Annotated in this window: 25 protein-coding genes; 10 read left to right on the forward strand and 15 right to left on the reverse strand. The window is 41.4% G+C overall.

Annotated features, from left to right (window positions below):
* Window positions 1-3 precede the first annotated feature (3 nt).
* From AC07YT_RS14465 to AC07YT_RS14505, 9 genes are all read right to left on the reverse strand, one after another.
* Window positions 4-651 carry a hypothetical protein gene (locus AC07YT_RS14465; protein WP_086544733.1) on the reverse strand — a complete coding sequence of 216 codons (648 nt, stop codon included), beginning with the start codon at window positions 649-651 and terminating at the stop codon, window positions 4-6.
* An 83-nt stretch (window positions 652-734) separates the two neighbouring features.
* Window positions 735-1,211, reverse strand: a complete 477-nt coding sequence (locus AC07YT_RS14470) for a cupin domain-containing protein (RefSeq protein WP_086544732.1) — start codon at window positions 1,209-1,211, stop codon at window positions 735-737.
* 2 nt (window positions 1,212-1,213) lie between these two features.
* A complete protein-coding gene (locus AC07YT_RS14475; RefSeq protein WP_086544731.1) occupies window positions 1,214-2,275 on the reverse strand; it encodes an alpha/beta hydrolase in 1,062 nt (353 codons plus the stop codon).
* 20 nt (window positions 2,276-2,295) lie between these two features.
* A complete protein-coding gene (locus AC07YT_RS14480) occupies window positions 2,296-3,030 on the reverse strand; it encodes a carboxymuconolactone decarboxylase family protein (protein WP_086544730.1) in 735 nt (244 codons plus the stop codon).
* 29 nt (window positions 3,031-3,059) lie between these two features.
* A complete protein-coding gene (locus AC07YT_RS14485; RefSeq protein ID WP_494945383.1) occupies window positions 3,060-3,590 on the reverse strand; it encodes a flavodoxin family protein in 531 nt (176 codons plus the stop codon).
* Between the two features lie 179 nt (window positions 3,591-3,769).
* Window positions 3,770-4,840 carry an alpha/beta hydrolase gene (locus AC07YT_RS14490; protein ID WP_086544728.1) on the reverse strand — a complete coding sequence of 357 codons (1,071 nt, stop codon included), beginning with the start codon at window positions 4,838-4,840 and terminating at the stop codon, window positions 3,770-3,772.
* A 14-nt stretch (window positions 4,841-4,854) separates the two neighbouring features.
* On the reverse strand, window positions 4,855-5,316 hold the full coding sequence (locus tag AC07YT_RS14495; RefSeq protein WP_086549212.1) for a nuclear transport factor 2 family protein: 462 nt from the start codon (window positions 5,314-5,316) through the stop codon (window positions 4,855-4,857).
* A 46-nt stretch (window positions 5,317-5,362) separates the two neighbouring features.
* Window positions 5,363-6,346 carry an aldo/keto reductase gene (locus AC07YT_RS14500; protein WP_086549211.1) on the reverse strand — a complete coding sequence of 328 codons (984 nt, stop codon included), beginning with the start codon at window positions 6,344-6,346 and terminating at the stop codon, window positions 5,363-5,365.
* Window positions 6,347-6,359: 13 nt separating this feature from the next.
* Window positions 6,360-7,211 (reverse strand): aldo/keto reductase, encoded by an 852-nt coding sequence (locus AC07YT_RS14505; RefSeq protein ID WP_086544727.1) that lies wholly within the window; start codon window positions 7,209-7,211, stop codon window positions 6,360-6,362.
* 149 nt (window positions 7,212-7,360) lie between these two features.
* On the opposite strand from AC07YT_RS14505, the gene AC07YT_RS14510 reads away from it, so the two are divergent.
* From AC07YT_RS14510 to AC07YT_RS14520, 3 genes are all read left to right on the forward strand, one after another.
* A complete protein-coding gene (locus tag AC07YT_RS14510; RefSeq protein ID WP_086544726.1) occupies window positions 7,361-8,263 on the forward strand; it encodes a helix-turn-helix domain-containing protein in 903 nt (300 codons plus the stop codon).
* A 168-nt stretch (window positions 8,264-8,431) separates the two neighbouring features.
* Window positions 8,432-8,683: an FUSC family protein gene (locus AC07YT_RS14515; protein ID WP_086544725.1), complete on the forward strand. Its 252-nt coding sequence runs from the start codon at window positions 8,432-8,434 to the stop codon at window positions 8,681-8,683.
* A gap of 86 nt (window positions 8,684-8,769) precedes the next feature.
* Window positions 8,770-9,261 carry a cupin domain-containing protein gene (locus AC07YT_RS14520; protein ID WP_086544724.1) on the forward strand — a complete coding sequence of 164 codons (492 nt, stop codon included), beginning with the start codon at window positions 8,770-8,772 and terminating at the stop codon, window positions 9,259-9,261.
* Window positions 9,262-9,290: 29 nt separating this feature from the next.
* On the opposite strand, the gene AC07YT_RS14525 is transcribed toward AC07YT_RS14520, so the two are convergent.
* From AC07YT_RS14525 to AC07YT_RS14535, 3 genes are read right to left on the reverse strand one after another with little or no spacing between them, the layout of a single operon-like run.
* Window positions 9,291-10,811 carry a TlpA family protein disulfide reductase gene (locus AC07YT_RS14525; protein ID WP_086544723.1) on the reverse strand — a complete coding sequence of 507 codons (1,521 nt, stop codon included), beginning with the start codon at window positions 10,809-10,811 and terminating at the stop codon, window positions 9,291-9,293.
* An 11-nt stretch (window positions 10,812-10,822) separates the two neighbouring features.
* Entirely contained in the window at window positions 10,823-11,581 is a 759-nt protein-coding gene (locus AC07YT_RS14530; RefSeq protein ID WP_086544722.1) for a LytR/AlgR family response regulator transcription factor, read from the reverse strand.
* Window positions 11,578-13,320, reverse strand: a complete 1,743-nt coding sequence (locus AC07YT_RS14535; protein ID WP_086544721.1) for a sensor histidine kinase — start codon at window positions 13,318-13,320, stop codon at window positions 11,578-11,580. Before AC07YT_RS14535 ends, AC07YT_RS14530 begins: the two co-directional genes overlap by 4 nt.
* Before the next feature lie 153 nt (window positions 13,321-13,473).
* Here AC07YT_RS14535 and AC07YT_RS14540 point away from each other — a divergent pair, with 153 nt between their 5' ends.
* Window positions 13,474-13,644 carry a quinol oxidase subunit 4 gene (locus tag AC07YT_RS14540; RefSeq protein WP_478358398.1) on the forward strand — a complete coding sequence of 57 codons (171 nt, stop codon included), beginning with the start codon at window positions 13,474-13,476 and terminating at the stop codon, window positions 13,642-13,644.
* Window positions 13,645-13,697: 53 nt separating this feature from the next.
* Here AC07YT_RS14540 and AC07YT_RS14545 read toward each other — a convergent pair whose 3' ends face one another.
* Both AC07YT_RS14545 and AC07YT_RS14550 read right to left on the reverse strand, forming a co-directional pair.
* Entirely contained in the window at window positions 13,698-14,204 is a 507-nt protein-coding gene (locus AC07YT_RS14545; protein WP_086544719.1) for a hypothetical protein, read from the reverse strand.
* A gap of 30 nt (window positions 14,205-14,234) precedes the next feature.
* Window positions 14,235-15,032 (reverse strand): DUF4382 domain-containing protein, encoded by a 798-nt coding sequence (locus AC07YT_RS14550; RefSeq protein ID WP_086544718.1) that lies wholly within the window; start codon window positions 15,030-15,032, stop codon window positions 14,235-14,237.
* Window positions 15,033-15,226: 194 nt separating this feature from the next.
* Between AC07YT_RS14550 and AC07YT_RS14555 the strand changes: the two genes are divergently transcribed.
* From AC07YT_RS14555 to AC07YT_RS14570, 4 genes are read left to right on the forward strand one after another with little or no spacing between them, the layout of a single operon-like run.
* A complete protein-coding gene (locus tag AC07YT_RS14555) occupies window positions 15,227-15,514 on the forward strand; it encodes a hypothetical protein (RefSeq protein ID WP_086544717.1) in 288 nt (95 codons plus the stop codon).
* 11 nt (window positions 15,515-15,525) lie between these two features.
* Complete coding sequence (locus tag AC07YT_RS14560; protein ID WP_086544716.1) at window positions 15,526-16,377, forward strand: hypothetical protein; 852 nt, start codon at window positions 15,526-15,528, stop codon at window positions 16,375-16,377.
* A 5-nt stretch (window positions 16,378-16,382) separates the two neighbouring features.
* Window positions 16,383-17,057, forward strand: a complete 675-nt coding sequence (locus AC07YT_RS14565; RefSeq protein WP_086544715.1) for a response regulator transcription factor — start codon at window positions 16,383-16,385, stop codon at window positions 17,055-17,057.
* Window position 17,058: 1 nt separating this feature from the next.
* On the forward strand, window positions 17,059-18,414 hold the full coding sequence (locus tag AC07YT_RS14570) for a sensor histidine kinase (protein ID WP_086549210.1): 1,356 nt from the start codon (window positions 17,059-17,061) through the stop codon (window positions 18,412-18,414).
* A gap of 12 nt (window positions 18,415-18,426) precedes the next feature.
* Here the strand turns inward: AC07YT_RS14570 and AC07YT_RS14575 are convergent, their stop codons facing one another.
* Window positions 18,427-18,795 carry a hypothetical protein gene (locus tag AC07YT_RS14575; RefSeq protein ID WP_145954177.1) on the reverse strand — a complete coding sequence of 123 codons (369 nt, stop codon included), beginning with the start codon at window positions 18,793-18,795 and terminating at the stop codon, window positions 18,427-18,429.
* A 167-nt stretch (window positions 18,796-18,962) separates the two neighbouring features.
* Here AC07YT_RS14575 and AC07YT_RS14580 point away from each other — a divergent pair, with 167 nt between their 5' ends.
* The gene (locus AC07YT_RS14580) at window positions 18,963-19,778 is read left to right on the forward strand and encodes a helix-turn-helix domain-containing protein (protein WP_086549209.1); all 816 of its coding nucleotides are present in this window, start codon (window positions 18,963-18,965) and stop codon (window positions 19,776-19,778) included.
* Window positions 19,779-19,854: 76 nt separating this feature from the next.
* Window positions 19,855-21,396, forward strand: a complete 1,542-nt coding sequence (locus tag AC07YT_RS14585) for an FAD-dependent monooxygenase (protein ID WP_086544713.1) — start codon at window positions 19,855-19,857, stop codon at window positions 21,394-21,396.
* Window positions 21,397-21,884 lie beyond the last annotated feature (488 nt).

Genomic DNA, 21,884 nt, shown 5'->3' on the forward strand with positions numbered 1-21,884 from the left:
TGATTATTTTTCCGGAGGTGCATAAGCGCCTGTGATCAACCAGGTAATCCAGGCCTTTTTAAATTCGGCATGGCTTAATGGTGGTAATTTTCGCCCTTCGCCAGGATTCCAGCCAGCTAGCACAAGACCGTCATCGGCATGCTCGATCAGTTTTTTGATATCTTTATTTCCATTCTGTTTCAGGTCGGTAAGCTGTTTAGCCAATTGCCGTGGCGATCTCCCCTGGAAAACCATTTTCATATTTGCGGGTGGTAAATGCCAGTTGGGATTGCCCGGAGGGGTATGAAGCCCAGGTGTGTTAGTAGGCTGGTGGCAGTTTGTGCATTTCATCGCATAAACGCCTTTACCATCGCTTCCTCTTTTGGGTAACATGGCATGCAGGTGACTGTCATCTCCCTGAAGCGGAACGTTGCCTGCGGGATGGCAGTTCATGCAGCGTGGACTCATCAATACAGCATATACTTTTTCGAAAGCCTTAACTGATGCAATACTGTCTTTCTTTACCACCTGCAATGGGTTTGGCACAGCGCGTTTATTGCCCTGTCCTAAACCTGAAGCCATTATACATACCAACGATGATAAGATTCCCATAACCAGGAAGGCCCTAAGGGCTCCCCGCTGTTTCCCTTTGTTAATATGCTGGGTATTCATCTTTTGTGCTGTTAGTTGTTATATCTAAATATAGTTAAAATTTGTAGCAATGTACTTGGCACTCATTCAGCTTTAACTCTTCATTACTTTCCCTTAGCGAGGTAAACGCTATCGCTCACCACCTCCAGCCAAACGGTTGGTCCTTTTTCGCGTCCTGTAATGGCAACCTGAACAAAAGCACTGTCGGCACTTGCCCCATGCCAATGCGCCACATTTGGTGGACATTTTATTACATCGCCCTTGCGGAGTGTAACCTTTGGCTGGCCTTTTTCCTGGTAATAGCCTACACCGCCAGTGGCTAATAAAATTTGTCCAGCCGGATGCAGGTGCCATTTGCTTCTGGCGCCAGGTTCAAATGTAACATTACCAATACTGTTCGGATTTATGCTGTCGCCTTCAACCATGGGGTGCAGATAAACGGTTCCGGTAAAATTATTGTTCGTAACTTTTTCACCTTTAGGAAAAACCAAATCCGTTTTTGTTGTTGCCTTTTGATTGCTTACACAGGCGGTAAACAAAGCCAGCATAGCGGGAAGGAAATATTTAAGATTATCTTTCATGATTATAAGTTCGCTTGATAAAAACCTGTTAATTTCTTCACCGCCTGCGATACATACTCCGGTTTCCAATAGGTTTGGATATGAGTGGCGCCATCAATTAGAAATAGTTCTTTCTTTTTGGCGTTGGTTGCTTTTTTAAAGGCTTCTGCTGTCATATAATAAGTATCGGCTTTGCTACCAGCAATCATTAATAAAGGCTGATCGATTAAGTCCATGTTGCTGCTGGCATCAAAAGTCATCAGGTCGAGCAGGCTACTCATGGTATATTTAAAGGTCGAGTTGGGATGTGCATGTGTTCTGTAATAATATACATATCCTTCACGGTATAAATCAGTTGGGATTTTGGCAATTTCCTCATCTGTTGGATTGGCCAGGCTTGCATAAATCACATCTCCACCTGCAGCTTCCTGCGCGCGTGCATTGGTAGCCTGCTTTAAACGTTCCTGTATGGTTGCTAGCTGTGTGTTCATAAAGCCATTGCGCCTTACCTCGCCAGAGTTAAACATGCTTAAGGTTGCAACAGCTTTAAAACGTTTGTCGGATTGAGCGGCCTTTAAAGTATAACCGCCACCACCACAAATACCTAAAACACCCAGTCGATTTACATCTACCCCTGCATAATGACTAATAAAATCGGCCATACCATGAATATCTTCGATGCGGTTTGTAGGTTTATCTACATGGCGCGGCTGTCCGCCACTGGCACCCTGATAGGCCGCATCGGCAACAATGGTAATGTAACCTTCTTCGGCCAAACGTTGCGCGTACAATCCGGCTGTTTGCTCTTTAACCCCTCCATTGGGGTGGGCCACCACTACAGCAGGATATTTCTTTGATGAATCATACCCGGCAGGTGTATAAATATTGGCAGCAATATCAATCCCATCTAGTTTATAGGTAACGGGATGAATGTTTACTTTTCCAACTTCATTCTTGCTAATGGCTCCCTCATAAACCAGCGTATAAGGGTTTTGAGCAGCTGCTCTTGTATTACTTTGTGCTTCTGCATTATCTAAGCCCGCCATTGTGATGGCTAAGGCTATTATTGAGGTTATTTTCTGCATTTTGATGACTATTCTAAATTTTACTTCTTGCTTTTCAGCACTTCATTTAAAACGACTTGTGCCGCATCAGCTTCTTTTTTCCCGATTGACTGCGCGATAACACCAACGAACTGCTGTAATTGGCCGGGCGATAGGCCTACATTTAAACAGATACTCAAATGCGAATTTAACATCGGCTCTGCCCCACCAATGCTGCTCAGTACAGCTACGGTTACCAATTCCCTTTCAGCATAAGTCAATACATCCCGCTCAAAAATATCGGCAAAGAGGTGTTCCTTGAGGAAAACTTCAATTTCAGAAGCGAATGCCGCATACCCTGTTCGTGGCCCATCCTGTGAAGCTCCGGTTAGCTTTCCCAAAATTTCCTTACCACGCTCATATTTAGTCCTATTGTCGTTTACAGGAGAAGGTTCTGCTCCGCGCTGATCAGCGATGCCTTTAGCTTTTCTTTCTTCCAGAACAGCCATTAGCGTTTGAAGCCCCCGGATACTTCTTGGGAAACCACAATAAGCATAGAGGTGCACCATGGTTTCTTTTGTTTCGTTTATAGTTAAAGCCGCATCGAGGCCAGCGTTCAGTTTTACTTTCAGTGCTGGCAGATCTCCTTTTGCGGTGAGGCCTGCAATGGCAATGAGGTTTTGCTGTTTTGCACTTAAAGTACTTTTCGCATTGCTTGATTGAGCCATCAGATTTGCAGGTAAACTAAGGGTGACACCCAGTACGAGCGTTAATAAGTTTATATTGAATAATTTCATAGATTATTTTTTCAGTAACCGGTTAATTCCTACTTGAGGAGCTTAATCTCCTGCAACCACTTTACAACTTCGGCCTGCGCCTGTTTTTCTTTTTCACCTTTCATTATAAAATAAATTCCGTCGCGTTCTTTACCTCCCTGCGTAGAGAAACCGGCTAATATTTTGCTGGAAGGCGCCAGTTCTTTTACAGTTTCAAAACTGCTACCCGTACCATAACCTGCATTGGTATTAAAAGGCACCAGTATTTTTCCTTTCAGGTTATATTGTTTCAAAAAACTTTTCATTGGCGGAGGAAGTTGCATCCCCCAGGTAGGAAAACCTACAAAAACTACATCGTATTTTTCGATGCTATCAATAACCGTTTTCAGTGGTGGTAAAAACCCTGTTTCATTTTCCCTGGATACCTGATCAACGATTGTTTTATAATCTTCAGGATATGGCTTTTGCAATTCCAGCGCCACTAATGTTCCACCGACCTTTAGGTGTATCATATCTGCGATTGCCTTGGTATTTTTGGTCCGGGACAAATAAACGATCAAAACTTTCTTGTCCTTCAACATTTCCCCCTGGTCAGCAACGGAAGACTGTGCTTTTGAACAGCCAGACAATAAACAGATTGCTGTACTTATTAGGATACTTAGTGTAATTTTCGTTTTCATCTACTTGATCTCCTGTAGATACAAAGTTCACAGGATTAAAGCCTTTTGGAGTAGATGAATTACAGAGATTACAACCAATATTACTGATCCAATCCTTTATCTTTTAACCATTTGGACAATACATCAGCCACCTCCACATTGTTTAGATCAGCAAAAGGAAAATGCGTATTTCCCTTTATTCCGATCTCGGGAAGATGGATTACCGTTGCGTTGCCTCCATGTTTATTAATGGTTGCAACCCAGATCTTCGCCATTTCGAGCCCTGAACGCCAATGGTCTTTGTTCCATACGGTGGTAGGCTGGGCTGCAATGTTATCGCCGTAGTACACCACAATGGGGATTTTCGTCAAGCGGTTAAAGTCTTCGAGCGGTATTTCAACGCCTTTTAACTCGCCAAAAAGACCTGCAGATTTGATGGGTGCTGGCAATTCTCCCTGCGGAAACACGAAACCACTATACGGTTCGTACGCTACTATAGCTTTAACTTTATCATTTTTAATGGCAGTTAACCAACCAGGCCCACCTCCTTGTGAATGTGTTACCAGGATACCTTTTCCAATTTTGTCGAATAACTGCGATACCGCATCTCTGACCACAACGGCATCAAAAGCGCCTGTATTCGGGGTCATTTGCCTGTAAAACTGTTCGAGTGAAGCAGAATCTTTCGGAAACTGCACATTTGGAAAATAATCGGGATAATTACCTATGCGAAACTGACTGAACCAGAACTGTTCGTCGGGAGTTGGTGTTAATGTTGCGGCAACATTACTCTTTCCTGCATCGCCACGTCTGGGCTGATCGAGCAGGTAAACACTAAACCTGCGTTTTAGAAAAATATTCTGAAAACCCGCCCTTCCATCTGGAGTGCTTTCCCATGTTTTTTTCGATTGTCCGGCTCCATGCAGAAAAACCAATGGGTATTTACGTGCTTTTACCGGCACCTGATAAAAAGCATAAGCATGGTCGCCATGAAAAGTCTGCCCCTGAGGTTTCAATGCATCCTTAATGTCGAATACCCCAGGTTGTATGCTTTTGGTACCGCCAACCAGAAAACTGCCCTGATCTGCAATCATTAGTGGCTTTTGACTTTGTCGGGCAAATAAAGTTGATCCCATCAACAGCGCGACAACTGATAAACATAACTTTTTCATCGTATGGCTTTGTTTTAACGTTGTGGGCCAGGGCTATTCACTTTGGTAAAAGAAAGCGAGCCCATTTTCCATTTTCCACCCTCTTTTATATAAACCTCGGTGACAATAAAAGGATTGGTAACTTCGTTTCCACCAACCACTGCCAGCAAAGTAATGTTATTTAACAGTATGGCCGTATTCCCAATAATATTTACGGAAACCGCATGGATATCTGCTTTTTTATAATGGATGCCGCCGCTTTTAATCACCGCAATTTCCCTTTCTTTTCCCCAGCTTCCGCCCATGTGCACGAAGACAGCTTTTTCATCAAATAATGCGCTTAGCGCATCTACATTTTTGTCTGCCATCCAATCCCACTTGCTTTTAGAAAGTGTAATGATCTCCTGCTGGGCTTTTGTAGGCGTGTTATCTGTTTGTGCTTTGCATAATGACACACAAAAGATGAAGAAAAATAATCCGATAATTGATGTTCTCATGATCATGTTTTAGGGGTTTATAAGATTGTTGATTAATTTGATTTATTTACCTGCCAACCATTTTCTGGCTCTGCTCAGGGTAGCGGTGACCCTGCACTTCAATTTTAGCTACCGCAGTTTCGATTTCGGTGAGTTCTGTTGCGGATAACTGAATCTGAGCGGCACCAAGGTTTTCTTCCAGACGATACAATTTGGTTGTACCCGGAATAGGAACAATCCAGGGCTTTTGAGCAAGCAGCCAGGCGAGCGCAATTTGTGCAGGCGTGGCATGCTGTTTGGTTGCAATGCTGCCCAACAGGTTTACCAACACCTGGTTTGCTTTCCGGTTTTCCTCAGAAAAACGTGGCACAGTATTGCGGAAATCGGTCTTATCGAAGCTTGTATTTTGATCGATTTTACCTGTTAGAAAACCTTTACCAATCGGACTAAAAGGGACAAAGCCAATTCCAAGTTCTGCTAATACAGGTAATATTTCCTTTTCCGGTTCGCGCCACCACAGCGAATACTCGCTTTGCAGTGCAGTTACGGGTTGTACGGCATGTGCTTTTCGTATAGAAACTACGCCAGCCTCCGAAAGTCCGAAGTGTTTTACCTTACCTTCTGCAATCAGGTCTTTTACTGTACCTGCCACATCCTCTATTGGTACTGCAGGATCAACACGGTGCTGATAGAACAAATCTATACGATCGGTACGCAGCCTCTTCAGCGAAGCTTCTGCTACTGCCCTGATATTTTCCGGACGGCTATCAAGTCCTTCACTGGTTCTGGCATTTTTAAAACCAAATTTGGTTGCAATAACAACTTCATTGCGAAAGGGTGCCAGCGCTTCGCCAAGCAGTTCTTCATTGGTATATGGCCCATAAACTTCAGCTGTATCAAAAAACGTAACTCCTTGTTCAAATGCCGAACGAATTAGTTCTATCGCTTGGTTTTGATCGGCAGCCGGACCATAACCAAAGCTTAAGCCCATACAGCCTAAGCCCAATGTAGATACTTCCAATCCACTTTTCCCTAATATTCTACTGTTCATATTTATCATTTTATTAATGTCCCAGCTTTCTTTCTCCAAGCCATTTCACCATTGCCGGGTCGCGGTGATCGAAAAAACTGCTGGATTTGGTATCCATGCTCTTAATCGAGTTCATATCATCATCGCTCAGTTTAAAATCAAAAACATTTAAATTCTCGGCCATACGTTCTTTCCGCACCGATTTTGGGATAGCCACTACACCGCGCTGGATAAGCCAGCGGAGAATTACCTGAGCAACAGATTTGTTGTACTGACTGGCAATGGCAAGCAGCAGCTCATCATTAAAAATATTGTGTTTCCCTTCTGCAAAAGGCCCCCACGACTCGATCTGTACTTTATTCTCATTTAAGAAACGCTGGGTATCGAGCTGCTGATGAAAGGGATGTGTTTCGATCTGGTTAACCGCTGGGGTAATTTCATTGTGAATGATCAGATCAGCTAAACGGTCGGGATGAAAATTACTCACGCCAATGGCCCTTACCTTTCCTTCCTTGTACAGCTCTTCCATCGCACGCCACTCGCCATACACATCTCCATAAGGCTGATGGATCAGGTATAAATCCAGGTAATCTAATTTTAGCTTTTTTAACGAGGCTTCAAAAGCTTTTTTTGTATTTGTATAACCGTTTGATTGTATCCAGAGTTTGGTGGTCACGAATAGCGCCTCTCTCGGTACATGGCTGTTTTTAATCGCCTGGCCAACTGCTTCCTCATTCATATAAGATGCAGCAGTATCGATTAAACGGTATCCGGTATCAATTGCATCCAATACGCTTCGTTCGCATTCTGCCAGGTCTGTTACCTGAAATACACCGAAGCCCAAAAGCGGCATCTCAATGCCATTATTTAATTTAACTGTTTCCATATCCTGATTGTATTACAAATATCTGCTCAATAAGTAAGTGTATTGGTATACAGATTCCTGCTTTTACTACCAATATTACTGATCGCTGATTGCGCGCGGTGATAAGCCCGGCGAATTGATTAAGTTTGTATGAGCAAAGACAAAAGGCGATGGAAAAGGAATTTAATTTTAATACAATCAGTGCGTATAATGATTTCAATAACCACGAAACACATCATCCATTGGTTAGTGTAATCGATTTTTCAAAAGCAAAAGAAAGAACAGGTTCAAAAATGAATTTTGAGCTGTACTGTATTTTTCTAAAAGATGTGAAATGTGGCGATCTGAAATATGGCCGTCATTATTACGATTACCAGGCTGGAACTTTGGTTTTCATCTCGCCGGGACAAACCATCGATGTGGAAAATAAAATAGATTATTACCAGCCCATAGGGCATGGATTGGTATTTCATCCCGACCTGATCCGCGGTACTTCTCTTGGAAAAACCTTAAGTGAGTATAATTTCTTTAGCTACCACACCAGCGAGGCCCTGCACCTATCGGCTAAAGAGCGGCAACTGGTATTGGATCTGTTCGCTAAAATTGACAACGAACTTCAGCAATCTATCGATAAACACAGTAAAAAGCTAATTGCCTCCAATATCGAACTGTTACTCAATTACTGTGACCGTTTTTACGACCGCCAGTTTATTACCCGCGATACGGTTAACAAAGGTGTGCTGGAAAATTTTGAGGAGTTACTAAATGGCTATTTTAAATCAGAAAAACCTTATTCAATTGGTCTCCCTTCTGTTGCTTATTGCGCTGAAGAACTTCATTTTTCGGCTAATTATTTTGGAGACCTGATTAAAAAAGAAACCGGTAAATCAGCACAGGAGTTTATTCAGGCTAAGATTATTGATGTGGCCAAAAATAAAATATTCGACAGCAGTAAAACGGTAAACGAAATTGCTTATGAGCTTGGGTTCAAATATCCACAGCATTTTATCAGGCTATTCAAAAAAAGGGTTGGCAGTACCCCTAACGAGTACCGGAGCAACCAGACAGCATAAATTTTAACCAAATCGTTAATAAATTCATTCTTGAAAAACTTCTGATTAAAAGCTCCACGATAGATGGGCTTTTTTTGATTAAACCTAATTCACAGTTTTCAGTAATTGAGTCTATCGCGTATATTTGAACGTGACCGACAAGACGATTACGCTCAAAAAACAGGAAAAATGATACAAAAAGAATTAACGGAATTAACAGATGAGGAATTGTTGCAGGAAGCAAAAAAGAAGAAATCAGCAGCCATAACCAACGCCGTATTAATTGGTTTTCTGGCTGGTGTGGTATTTTACAGCGTGATGAAAAACAGTTTAGGTTTTTTGACACTCATCCCTTTATTTTTCATCTATAAACTGGTCAATAATTCGAAATATGACAACCAGGAATTAGAAAATCTTTTAAAAGAAAGAGGCTTGAAATAAGGAAGGTGGCTGATGATCAGAAATTGATGGCTGACCCTGGCAAATGGATTGAAGCGTAAAAATATACATCGAAAAATCTAAGAAAGATGGAATCTAATATCAGGATCATTAATAAAAATGAAGGCGAATATTTAGGCATAGCCGGAGGTAATTACAGGATCATCATTTCTGGTGAGCAAACCAGTGGCAACTATGCCGTTATTGAAATGACGGTTCCTCCGGGTGGCGGCCCACCGCCGCATGCGCATCCGGATACACAGGAAATGTTCCATGTATTGGAGGGAGAAGTTGAATTTAAAACGGAAAGCGGCAAAGAAATCGTTTCAAAAGACGGCTTTGTCAATATCCCCCTTGGCGGAGCCATTCATTGCTTTAAGAATATCTCTGAAAAACCTGCACGACTGCTTTGCACGGTAGTACCCGCCGGACTGGAAAATCTATTTCAGGAAATAGGTGCGCCTGTCCTTCCCGGACAAACGCTACCCATTCCTGAATTAACAGAAGAGCGAAAACAATTATTAAAAGAGATGGATTTGAAATACAACCAGCAAACCTATCCGAAGGATTTTCTGGGATAATAAGTTCGTTACAGTGCTTAATATATCGCTTAAAGCCCTGCTACTTTTTTGAGGCTTTCTCTATTCAAAGCTCCCATGTGGCTAATCACTTTTGAATTGGCTTTACCATTCATGTCGACAGCTACATAAGTTGGAAATCCGCCTTCTGCATTCAGGATCGTTCTTAACTGCGCCAAGACTTTTTCATTGATGAAAACATGGGTACCAGGAATCTCCATTTTGACAATGTTCTTTTTCCACAATTCCGTATTAGAACCGCTAGTAGTACACAAATAAATGTAGACTACTGGCAAATCCTTATTTTTCTCATGTAGGCTTTTGCTCGAAGGCAGATCTGCTAAACAAGGTCCACACCAGGTAGCCCAGATATCGATGATCAGTGCCTTTTTGGGGAATTTTGATTTTAGATTAATCAGTAAATCTTCCGCTTTTATTTTTTCATCTACTTCATAAAGGTCAGCCTCAAAAGGTAATTTCACTAAAGGTTTGCCAATGTTTGCATCTTCTGGTTGTTTTGATGTGGCAAATAAGTTTTCTACCTTTTTTTGATTAAGATTAGCTTTGGCCAGTTCGTTTGTTGATACGCTTTTGCACCAAGGCGTTGTTATACTATTGATGATGTTTGGATAAACGGTGGAAAACAGGTCTTTATAATCATCTAGAAGAAACAACTTCAATATATCCGATTTCTGTGGGCTATACAAACTGTCTATTAAGGCAAGCGCACCCGGCAGCCCTTTTCCCTTTGTCAGTTTTTCACTCGTAGAATAGCTTTGCAGATATCGGTAAAAAGTGGAGCCATCATTACTTACAAAATAAGGTTTGTGATTGCTAACCTCATTAAAAAGTTTAACTGGCATCAGATTGTTCCGATAGGCTACGCATATATTTCCGTAAAAACCGGATAGGGTTTCGTTTTTGATTGCCCAGGCATAATCGGAATGATCGGCAATAAATTCTTCATCAATCTGGAGTAGCGCATTTTTTATAGAATCAATTTTCGTTAGAAAGAATTCTTCGCTATGTAGTTCTTTCAGCTTTCTAAAATTGTTGAGGCTTTTATCCAGATCTGATTTCTCTTTACGTTTAAAAAGGACATTTTTATTCATTACGGTGTTCAGCTTTCCGTCATCGCCCAGGTATTCCACTCCGTCGGCAATCATAAATGCCCGCTTCTCTAGTTTCTTTGCATCGAGCACTACGGTTAGTCCTGAGTTAACATAAATGCCCGCGTAGAGATAGGGACCAACAGTTAACCAGATTTGCTGATAAGGTAAATTCTGATCGAGCACAACTTTTGCCAGGCCGGCGGCATCTGTTTCTACAAATTTGCTAACCTGAAAACCAACGCCCATCTGTACCAGCGTTAATTCGATGTTCACCTTTTTGATACTATCAGGAAGGTTTTTGACCTGAATGCTTAATGTTGCCGGCTTGCGGTTGGCAAGGTAGCTACTCATTTTTTCATCCTCCATTTGAAGAGGGCCGCTGCTTTGTGCATGCACCTGGACACAGGTAAATAACAGTAAGAAATATAAGATACGTTTCATTTTGATTGGTTTTATTTTTTTATGGTGTTTAATGCTTTAAGTACGTTTTCTTTTTTGCCTCTTGAAATGGGTATGCGTGTATCGTCGTTTAATAACAGGTAACCACTGTCCTCTTTAACCAAACTTTTTATGAATTTTGCATTGACTAAATGAGACTGGTGACAGCGGATAAAATCGTAATTGCTAAGTATTTCTTCGTATTCGAAGATGGGCTTTGATACCATAATATTTTTGCCATCAGCAAGATAGAATTGAGTGTAGGCATTGGATGATTCACAGCGAATAATTTCATCAGTATGGACAAACCTGATTTCTTTGGTGGAGGCCAGGGCTAATTTGTGGTCTTTTTTGGCATCTTTATTCTTAATGAGCTCCATTAAGTTTTCCAGCTGAACGTTTTGTTTACGCTGATTCAGCTTGGCTTCAACTTTAAGAATTGATGTTTTTAGCTCCTCTGGATTCACCGGCTTAAGCAAATAATCTATAGCGGAAAATTTCACCGCCTGAATGCCATACTGATCGAAGGCGGTTACAAATATCACTTCAAACTGGTAGTGTGGTAATGCTTTGAGCACATCAAAACCATTCTTCTCCGGCATTTGTATATCCAGGAACAGTAAATCCGGATTGGTAGCGACAATGGTCGAAATGGCATCATCGGCATTGGTGGCCGAACCTACAACCGTAACAGGCAATTCATGCTTCCGGAGTAAGCTTACCATGGTTTCAATATTGTTTTTTTCGTCGTCTATTATTACAGCTCTTATCATATTAGCCAGTTTTTGAAGTAGATGGTAACTTGTGTTTCGTTTTGTATTCGGTTTACAGAAAATTCAATCTGCTGGGCATTAAGTGTTTGGTTCAATAGTTTGATTCTTTCTTTAGTGAGCTGCAGCCCAAATCCATTTGATGGATTATGTTGATCGAATCCCCTGCCGTTGTCCCTCACCTGAACAGACATATCGTTGCCTGTTTTATCAAATAAGACCATAAGTCTTCCTTGCTCCTGCAGTGAAGATATTCCGTGTTTTACGGCATTCTCTACCAGCGGTTGTAAAAAGAGGCTCGGGATCTCTATGGCGTTGCTGTCTATCTGACTGCTTGCTTTTATCTCATAACTGAACCCGAAACGTAATTTTTCTAGATTTAAATAATTCTCCAAAATCTTTATTTCACTTGATATGCTTACAAATTCGTTGTTAGTGGCTTTTAACGATTCGCGCATCAGGTTACTGAATTCGATCAGATATTTGGATGCATTTTCGGAATCGTTTTTGGTGATCAACCCCTGGATCGAACTCAGTGCATTAAATACAAAATGCGGATTAAATTGCGAGCGGATAGATTTGAGCTCGGTTTGTACCAATTGCTTTAAGGTATCCTGGGCTTTGAGTTTTTCAGTCTGTTTAGCCGAGCGCCGCAAAAGCACAATAAATCCAACGGCTAGCAGAACAAGCATACAAAGACCTATTTTGGTCCATAGGGTTTGATACCAGGCCGGATGGATGGTAAATGTATATTTGCATACATGTGTACGTTGCACACTGTAGCGGATCAGCAAGTCGTATTTACCTGGCGAAAGATTTTTGAGCCAAACCAGGTTAAAATCGAAATCGTTTACTGCCCAGCCAGTACTGTCGGCACCTTTTACAAGGTTGTATTCGATGATGTTTTTAGACTTGATGATATCGTCTAAATAAAAGATCAGGTTATTTTCATTGGATCGGAATTCCTTTTTCAATTTTAGGAGTGTAGAATCCTTAGCCCAGTCTATGGGTTTTTCATTTATCCTCAGGTCTTTCCATTGTTCTTTAAAAATGCTTAGAAACTCAGGGAGCTGCGAAAATGTAAATACACCAACCACTCTGGGCTGCCATTTTACCCAGTAGGCAGATAAGGAAGTTTTAATGCTGTCTGGCTGGTCTGTTTGCCGCACCTGAAAAGTTAAGGCTTTGCCATAAGCGCCTTTAAACTGCCCCAGATAAGCCGTCACATCATCAATTTTAGTAGAGTCGGCAATTTTGGTCATCCAATACGTATTGGTAAATACTTTCGGCGTGGTCCAGGGTAATACCACCTTTTTATTATTTTCCAGCACCCTGAACTGGTATTTAGCCGCATTTTGAGCATTAATGCCATTTACGGTGATGACAATCCCGGTTGAGTCAAAGATGGGCACCGCAAATACACCGGCATAACTATCTCTGGCCTGGGCATATACCCCCGATTGTTTATTGGAATAGGTTTTTAATTGTGGTATTTTTTCCAGCACATGTTTGTAGTTTACCGCCAGTTTGTTGGAATAAAAGGCCGAGATTAATAGGTTATTCTGCTGTGTAAATCTAGAATTGTGGCTGTAAAATGTATTGGAGAAATATTTACGAATAGAATCACCATGCTGATCATGTTTTATAACAGGGTGGACACTATCCAGGTTCATCTCCAGCTTTTGTGCAAAGCAAAAGATCTGGCAAAAATAGAAAAGGATAAATAGGATGGTACTGCGCATCTGCTTGTTTGAAATTATTAAGTTCAAAGTAAAGGCTTTCAATCATTGCTTGTATACGCTGATTTGAATCTGGTAGATTCTATTTTGAATCAGGTAAATTCGATCACCGAAAGCGCGGTGAGCAATTGGCACAGTTATCGCTTAGTTCCCATTATGAAACAAATATATCTTATTGTAGCGTTGTCGGTAATGCTGCTTAGCAGTGCTTGTTATAGCACCAGAACTGCTGGTAACAGCGGCAAAGTGCCCCCAGGACAAGCTAAAAAAGGAACAGGCTCAAAATCGGCCAAACCTTTTGCCCCAGGACAACAAAAAAGGAATTAAAAAAGAAAACCCTCCAAAATCTGGAGGGTTTCTTTCTTTAATTACACAAACAACTAATGTTTTCCTTTACCGTTTCCATGGCCTTTGCCATTTCCGTTTCCTTTATTAAAATGCGGTGAGGATTTTCCCTTATCACCTTTATAAACTTTGGCATTACCCTTCGCCGCCGAATATTTTAGCCCTTTGCTTTTCCCTATAGCCGATTGGCCATGATTGCCTTTAAATTTGGCATATTTTACTTTGTGGGTTTCAAAATAACGGTAAGGCTGAGGAGAATTAATTACCACCTTATAACCGTTATATAAATCGTAGCCCCTATATCTCGGTGGAAGCGCTGTGGTAAAAACCCATCCTCCGCTACCTAAATAAATAAACTGTTTTTTAGGCACATAATAATAACTCTCAATATCAGGCAGATAGTAATAATCTACATAATCATATCCGGTTGGACCCCATGCAGGCTGTGCGCCAATATTGATGTTTACACTTACCTGGGCTTGAGATTTAAAAATAAGGCCGCTGCTGACCACCATTAATAACAACAAGAATAACTTTTTCATCGGTTTAAATTTAGATGTGAACAATTCGTTTTACGGTTTTAAAGTAACCGTTCCGAGCAGTGTATTTTCCCCTAAAGCTACTTTAACAGCAGTAATGGTGCTATCTCTATAACCCACAACCGGTACGAATTTAACCGAGTAGGTACCCGAAGCTAAGCCACCCACTGTAAATTTACCTGTTAAAGGATCTGCAACGGTACCTACGGTATCTGTTCCTGCAATAACCAATACCTCAGGATGGCTGGCCAAAGGCAAAACAGTTCCTGAAATTAATCCGGTGGTTGCTGATGCAATTCCACGTACTACTGGTTTTAATAAATATTTTCCGTTTCCGGTACTGACGATCGATTTCGCTGCATCAAAATCTAACAGCAGTGTATAAGCAGCGCCTTCAACCAGTTCAGGATTAGCCGTTAATTTCACCTTCCAGCCAGATGTTTGTGCACTAGGCGTTTTAAGTTCCTGCTGAACGCCATTGACCACAATCGTATTTCCGGTTTCGTTAAGTACCAGTCTGATTTCAGTAATTTCTCCCGATGGCATTTCGCCCGAAGCAACCAAAATATCAGGGTTACTGGTGCCGATTCTAAAATCAAGAATATCGAATATACCCGTACTGGCCGCAAATACATAAGGTTTATCACCCGATACCAGCACAATCTCTTTTACACTTAAATTAATCTTATCGAAGTTACCCGGAGCATCAGTCATTTTAATCTGAACTTTAGTGGTTCCCTGGCTTGATTCATTTTTTTTACATCCATAAAAGGCAATCATCCCGATTACAACGAAGACCGCCAAAATGGTATTTACAAAATTTGTTTTCATAACTATAGATTTTATTTAAAGTTTTACGCTTCAAAGTTGAAGGCCGAAGATGAAACCAACATGAAATTTAAAATTTATTTTTTTCATCTTATTTTCATGTTGCCAGTCTACTTTTGAAATGTGAGCGCACCATGTATGGTGGTTTTTAGGTAGGGTTTACCTCTTAGGGGGTAAACTTTTTTTATATTTATAAAATGATCCGATTCGCCGTTATTTTTTGTCTGGTTATTGCCCCGCTTTCGGGTGTTTTCGCCATGCGCCAAGATTCTACCACTTTGAGTGTAGCGAATCTGCAAGAAGAACAAGTGATAAAAAAACAGGACAAAGGAAAAAAAGACAAACAGCCTGAAAATCAAAAACCTGAGCCGCTTCAAATCAAAGAAGTACCAAAAGCCAAAAAGCAGCTAAAACCCATGGCGGTAAGGCCTAATGTAAAGGTAAAACCCATCAAGATTATTAAACCCAAGATTAAAAGGCCGTAAAGGATAAATATATGCGCATACGTCTCTTAATTTTATTCTCGTTTTTGGTCATATCGAATGTAAAGGCACAGCAAGATTCGACAAAAGCTACGCTTACACTGGCGACCATGTATAATAGTAACATTAACTATTACGGACAGGTTACCCCTGAAAAATATCCTTATGTACTCTTTAATGCCACATTACGATTTCCTAACGGTTTGTATTTTTCGGGTGGTGGTTATAAACTGCTAAATTATGGCTCAGCCATTTCTGAAACCGATTTAGGCATAGGTTATGATTATGATTTTAACGAAAAACTCACTGCAGGACTAGCCTATACCCATTCTTTTTTTCCTTCCAATTCTCCTTTGCTCCAGGCATCCAATAATAATAACATCAATGCATCGGCAGCCTACCAGTGGCCCTGGTTTAAAACAGATCTTAGTGTAGATGTGGCCTTCGGAAAGCAAACCGATGGATTTATCAGTTTTGGAAATTCAAAAGAAATCGAACTGGGAACGGTGTTCAACGAGAAAAACCTCATTTCAGTTACACCAGCCATCGAGATTACAGCGGGCACTACCCATTTTTACGAAACATATATCATCGAAAAAAACAAAAGGCAGAATTCGAATGGAAACGGAAAGGGAAAAAGTGATATAGCCCCCGGAATCGTTAACGGAAATACGACATCGGTAGTGGAGAACACAGTCAATCAGTTTAAACTATTGTCGTACAATTTTAAGTTACCTTTAAACTGGAGTAACGGAAATTTCCTTGCAGAGGCCAGTTATCAGTTCTCTATACTTGGAAACAGAAAAGAAGAGAACGTAAAACACCAGCAATCTTTTTTTGGTTTAGCAGTTTACTATCAATTTTAATCGGCGTGAAGGTATTGATTGTAGAAGATGAAAAAACACTAGCCTTTGAAATGGAAAAATTCCTTAAAAAGGCTTTTTTCTTATGTGATCTGGCCCATAGCTTTAAACAGGGCGTTAATAAGCTGGAGCTGAACCAATATGATTATGTGCTTATTGATTTAGGTTTGCCGGATGGGGATGGCTTTGAGCTGCTGGGCAAGGCAAAAAAAAGCAATCCCGATGCCGCTTACATTATTCTTACGGCCAGAGGTAAATTAGAAGACCGGGTGGCGGGCTTAGACATGGGCGCAGACGATTATTTAGCGAAACCCTTCTTCTTACCCGAACTCCAGTCGCGCATGCAGGCCATTGCAAGGCGAAAATTTAAGGTTACCGAAGAATTAATTCCACTCGGAAACTTTAGTATCGACCTGCAAAAACGTTTTGTATTTTTTGAGGAGGAGCAGATTGAGCTTTCGCGCAAAGAGTTTGACCTTTTGAGTTACCTTTTACTGCATAAAAACAGGGTGCTTACCCGAATACAATTGAGCGAACATATTTGGGGCAACTTCGTAGATGATGATTACGATTCGAACTACATTGATGCACACATTAAAAATATCAGAAAGAAATTAAACATTTACGCCCCTACCGAATGGTTAGAAACCGTTCGGGGCGTTGGTTATAGAATTAAAAAATAATTTGAAACTATCTACTAAACTCACTTTATTTATTACCGGATCTAAACTTGCCATTGTAGGTCTGTTTATTCTATTGCTCCCTTTTCTGATCCGGCAGATCGCCTCTAACTACACCAATTTTTCACTTCGGAACCAGCAGAAAAAAGTAATCCAAAACATCAATAAAAAAGGATTAGATTATTACTTCGAAGGGGATAACAGTTATGGCAGCTACACCATGCTTAAAGATGAATATATTGCACTCGAAACGGTAGCGCAAACCCTGAAACTAGATACCATACGCGACACCAAACGTATTGTAGAGCAAGATACCATTGCTTATCGGGTACTCAGTTTTACCTTTAAAAAAAATCAAAAAAACTACCTCCTTGAAATCGGTAAAACCACTGCCAGCATTAATCTTTACAATGATGCATTACAACGTTTTGCCTTATATGTGCTCATCATTCTTATTGCCTTAAGCATTATTATAGATTTGATTTTTACCCGGCAGCTAATCAAGCCACTTGGGCAGATTATTAAATTAAGACTAAGCAATAGCCGGTTCCCTTTTAAAAAGAAACATGGCCATATTAATACCAGTACACAAGATTTTAAATACCTCGATCATTCCCTTATTTCATTAATGGACCAGATTAATGAGGCTTTTGAAAAGGAACGGGAATTTACCGCGAATGCTTCGCATGAGTTTATGACCCCCATTAGTATTTTACAAAACAAAATGGAAAACCTGCTTACTGAAGAATCAGCATCCGAAACAGTACAGGAACACATTGTGGATATGATGAAAACACTGGAGCGGTTGAAGAAAATATCGCGATCGCTTTTACTTATTTCAAGAATAGAAAATGAGCAGTTCTCTAAACAGGAAGAGATAGCACCGCAAGTACTCCTGAATGAAATAGTGGAAGAAATAGGCCATAGGCTCGAAGAGAAAAACATTCAGATCGACATCAACCTCAGCCATAATCAGCGTTTAAGCCAGATCAATCACGATCTTTTATTTCAGCTTTTTTACAACCTCATTAACAATGCCATTAAGTTTAACAAAGAAAATGGAAGTATACAGGTTGCTGATCTTATTGAAAAAGGTTATTATTCCATTCAGGTTAGCGATAGTGGCCAGGGTATTAAAGCAGAAGATATACCGCATGTATTTGATCGTTTTAAAAAAACCGGACATGCCGAAAATACCGGTTACGGATTAGGTCTTGCCATTGTTAAAAGCATAGCCAGCTACCTTAGCCTAAAAGTTCAGGTGAGCTCAATACCAGGGGAAGGAACAAGTTTTAAAGTGGTTTTCGAAACAGCACAAGGCGGAAACGAAAAGAAAGCTAAGGGAGCAGATGAGGTTTAATGTCCTCATAAATCAGGGTGTTAGATCAAATTTTTTACCGAATAAAACAGCTATTTTCTTCCTTTTTTCCAGGTAGTTTTTCAAATCGTCACCCGAATTAAACTGCATTTGTTTACCATTACAATAAAACGGTCTTCCGTATGTACTGCTATAATACGATTTATAAATATTGATCACTTCTTCACCATTATATTCATACAAAACAATACCATTCATATCAGGATAATTGGCAATATCCTGAAATTCGTTTTTAAGCCAGGCTAAATTCGCTAAAGGATTTTTTGTTCCACAGGCGGTGGTATTTTGATCATAAGAAACATCCTTTTTTTTACATCCGATCATGCAGGTTAAAAGCAGTATGGATATGATTTTTAGTTTCATTTTTTAATAATGGCTTGTGGTCATCTTTTTGGTTAGCTATTCTGATAAACGAAGATAGTCATTAGTCATTCTTTTTCAACAAAATAGCGACTGAAAACCCCTGCAAACTTTTAGCCAATTGAAAATAAGTGTAATAAGCACTACCTTCGAATATGCCATTATTAAAAATGCATCATCAAGAATTCGAAGCTCCTGAGGAACTGCAGGACACGATAAAATGCTTTTGGTACAACAGAAGAGTATCTGGAGCGCAACTATCGGGTTTTGAAGTTATACCTGATGGTTATGCAGAAATTATTTTTCATTTTGGCGGCGGATGTAGCATTTCGGTTAACGGAGAATTGCAGCCTTTACCCTCCCCTTTTATGATGGGTTTACTTAATCAGCCGGCCATATTTTACACGAAAAACCGTTTTGAAATCATTGCGATCAGGTGTTTTCCATGGACGGTGTTCGATTTACTCGATCTCCCATCCGAAAAACATGACTTACATCTGTTCGAACACCCCATCGCCAGGCTTCAGGCTGAGCTGAATGCATTTGTTATTGCCGGCCAGATAGATGAAGCTGTGGCAAAGGTTAAATCGTATTTCTTACAGGCCAGGGCGCAGCTTGCTCCCAACAGCATGTTATTCAAAGCCGGGATGGCGATGCAGGAAGCAAAAGGCACCATACCCGTGAGCGAGGTTGCAGCCGCAGCCCATGTAACCGTACGTACACTGGAAAGAAACTTTAAACGATCTTCCGGCCATACCGTGAAAGATGTATCCGGCCTGATGCGTTTTGAACAGGTGCGTAATCAATTGTGGCTTGATCCGGATGCCAGTCTCGCCAGTTTGGCACATGAGTTTGGTTATGCCGATCAACCCCACCTCAGCAGAGAATTTAAACGTTACAGCGGCACCAGCCCCGCAGCATTCGCCCGGAAAGCCAAAAAAGGCAAACAGATATTAAGCAATGGTATGCTTAACCTCTCATCCTAACCTCATCTAGCGATTGTCGCGTTTATACAAGCCTAATACCCGGGCATTCCAGAATTTTGTGTTTTAATCATACGATATGAACACTACACATTCAAATAAAATTCTCGAACGCCCAGATGCCTTTTACGATGTTATTATTTCAGGCGCTGGTCCTGTAGGTTTGTTCCTGGCCTGCGAACTGGCTTTAGCCAAATGTTCGGTACTGATAATCGAAAAGGCAGTGGAGGCGCACTCACCTTTAAAACAGCTTCCCTTTGGCATCCGGGGTTTATCGGCGCCAACCATTGAAGCACTTTATCGCCGTGGTTTGCTGCAAGAACTTAAAATACATCAACACCTTAAAAACCCACATCAAAATGCCGTTCAGGGACCCCGCCGACAGGCAGGGCATTTCGCTGGCATTCCATTTCACGATGGCGATATTGATAGCACACAATGGAAATATCGCCTGCCAGGTTCTACACCTACCAGTTTAATTACGGAAATGGAGGAGCTGGAAACCATACTTTCCCTGCGTGCAGAAACCCTGGGCGTTGAAATTAAACGAGGTTTTGCCGTTACAGGCTTCCATCAAAGCAGCGAAGGTGTAACGGTACAAACTGCTGGTCAATCTTTCGAAAGTAAATGGCTTGTGGGTTGCGACGGAAGCCGAAGCGTGGTGCGTAAGACTGGCGGTTTTGAATTCGCGGGTACTGAACCCGAATTTACCGGTTACTCAGCTAAAATAGACCTCGCCAATCCAGAGTTGCTTAAACCCGGACGAAACGTAACGCCAACAGGCATGTACATGCAATCGCAGCCGGGTTACCTGGCCATACAGGATTTTGATGGCGGTGCATTTCATGGTTCGGCCAAGGCCATTACGCGCGAACATTTGCAAGAGGTACTGCGCCGTGTTTCAAACACCGATGTCACCATCAGTAAGCTCCATATTGCCAGCACCTGGACCGACCGGGCAAGGCAAGCCACAAGCTACCGTAACGGACGCATACTTTTAGCCGGCGATGCTGCGCACATTCACGCGCCTTTAGGCGGACAAGGGCTTAACCTGGGTTTGGGCGATGCCATGAACCTGGGCTGGAAGCTCGCAGCCACTATCCACGGAAAAGCGCCTGAAGGTTTACTGGATAGTTATGGTACAGAACGGCATCCCATTGGTGCGCAGGTACTCGATTGGTCGCGCGCCCAGGCAGCCATTATGAAACCTGAACCTAATGCCCGCGCTTTACATGCCATTATTACTGACCTGATCAATACCATTGATGGTGCCACCTATTTTGCGGGCAGGGTTTGGGGCGTTTCTACCCAAATTAATCTCGATGGGAAGCATCCACTGGTTGGATGCAGTGTTCCTAATTTTGAATTTGAAGATGGGAGAACCATTGGTGAATTGATGCACAGTGGCCGGGGCATATTGCTCGATTTTGACCAAAATACTTCACTCAAAAAGTTGGTTAATGAATACAACGACCAGATCGATTATATTTCGGCAACTGCAAAAAATCAACTGGGCCTTTGCGCGGTATTGATCCGCCCCGACGGGATTGTTGCCTGGGCTACTGAGCATGATATTGATTACAGCGAGCTGCAAAAAGCAATGGCACAATGGTTTGTATAAAAAATCAGCATTTTGATTAACGAGGTTGTACCATAATTAGTTACAAATATTATTTTTTCCGCTCTCTGCCGCGGGGGCATGGTACTTTGGAGCGCCAAAGTACCCAAAGCGCTTTGTCAATCCGGCAAGGTGGCTTCTCACTGCCCCAGGCTCATCAAAAAAACAGCGGCACTTCGTTTTGTGTTCAAGACCTTAATAGGCTGGGAATCATGATTATGGAACACAAAACCACTGCGCTTAAGGTTTGGTAGTGCTATTTGTTCTATTCTGCAACTGTTTTTTTGATTTTTCTGCCACTTGGGATTGACGAAGTTCTTCGGCAAAGCCTAAACTTTATTAACGTTGGTTAGCAAAATGCATAAAAAACCCAAATCAAAAGATGGGTACATACGATAGAACCTTTCGGGGAAGCAATCTTACAACGATCGCTACCATCGTACGCATTAAGATTGCTTCGTTTATCGCAATGACGACCTTTCTCTAAGGAT

The organism is Pedobacter sp. GW460-11-11-14-TSB4 (assembly GCF_059423705.1).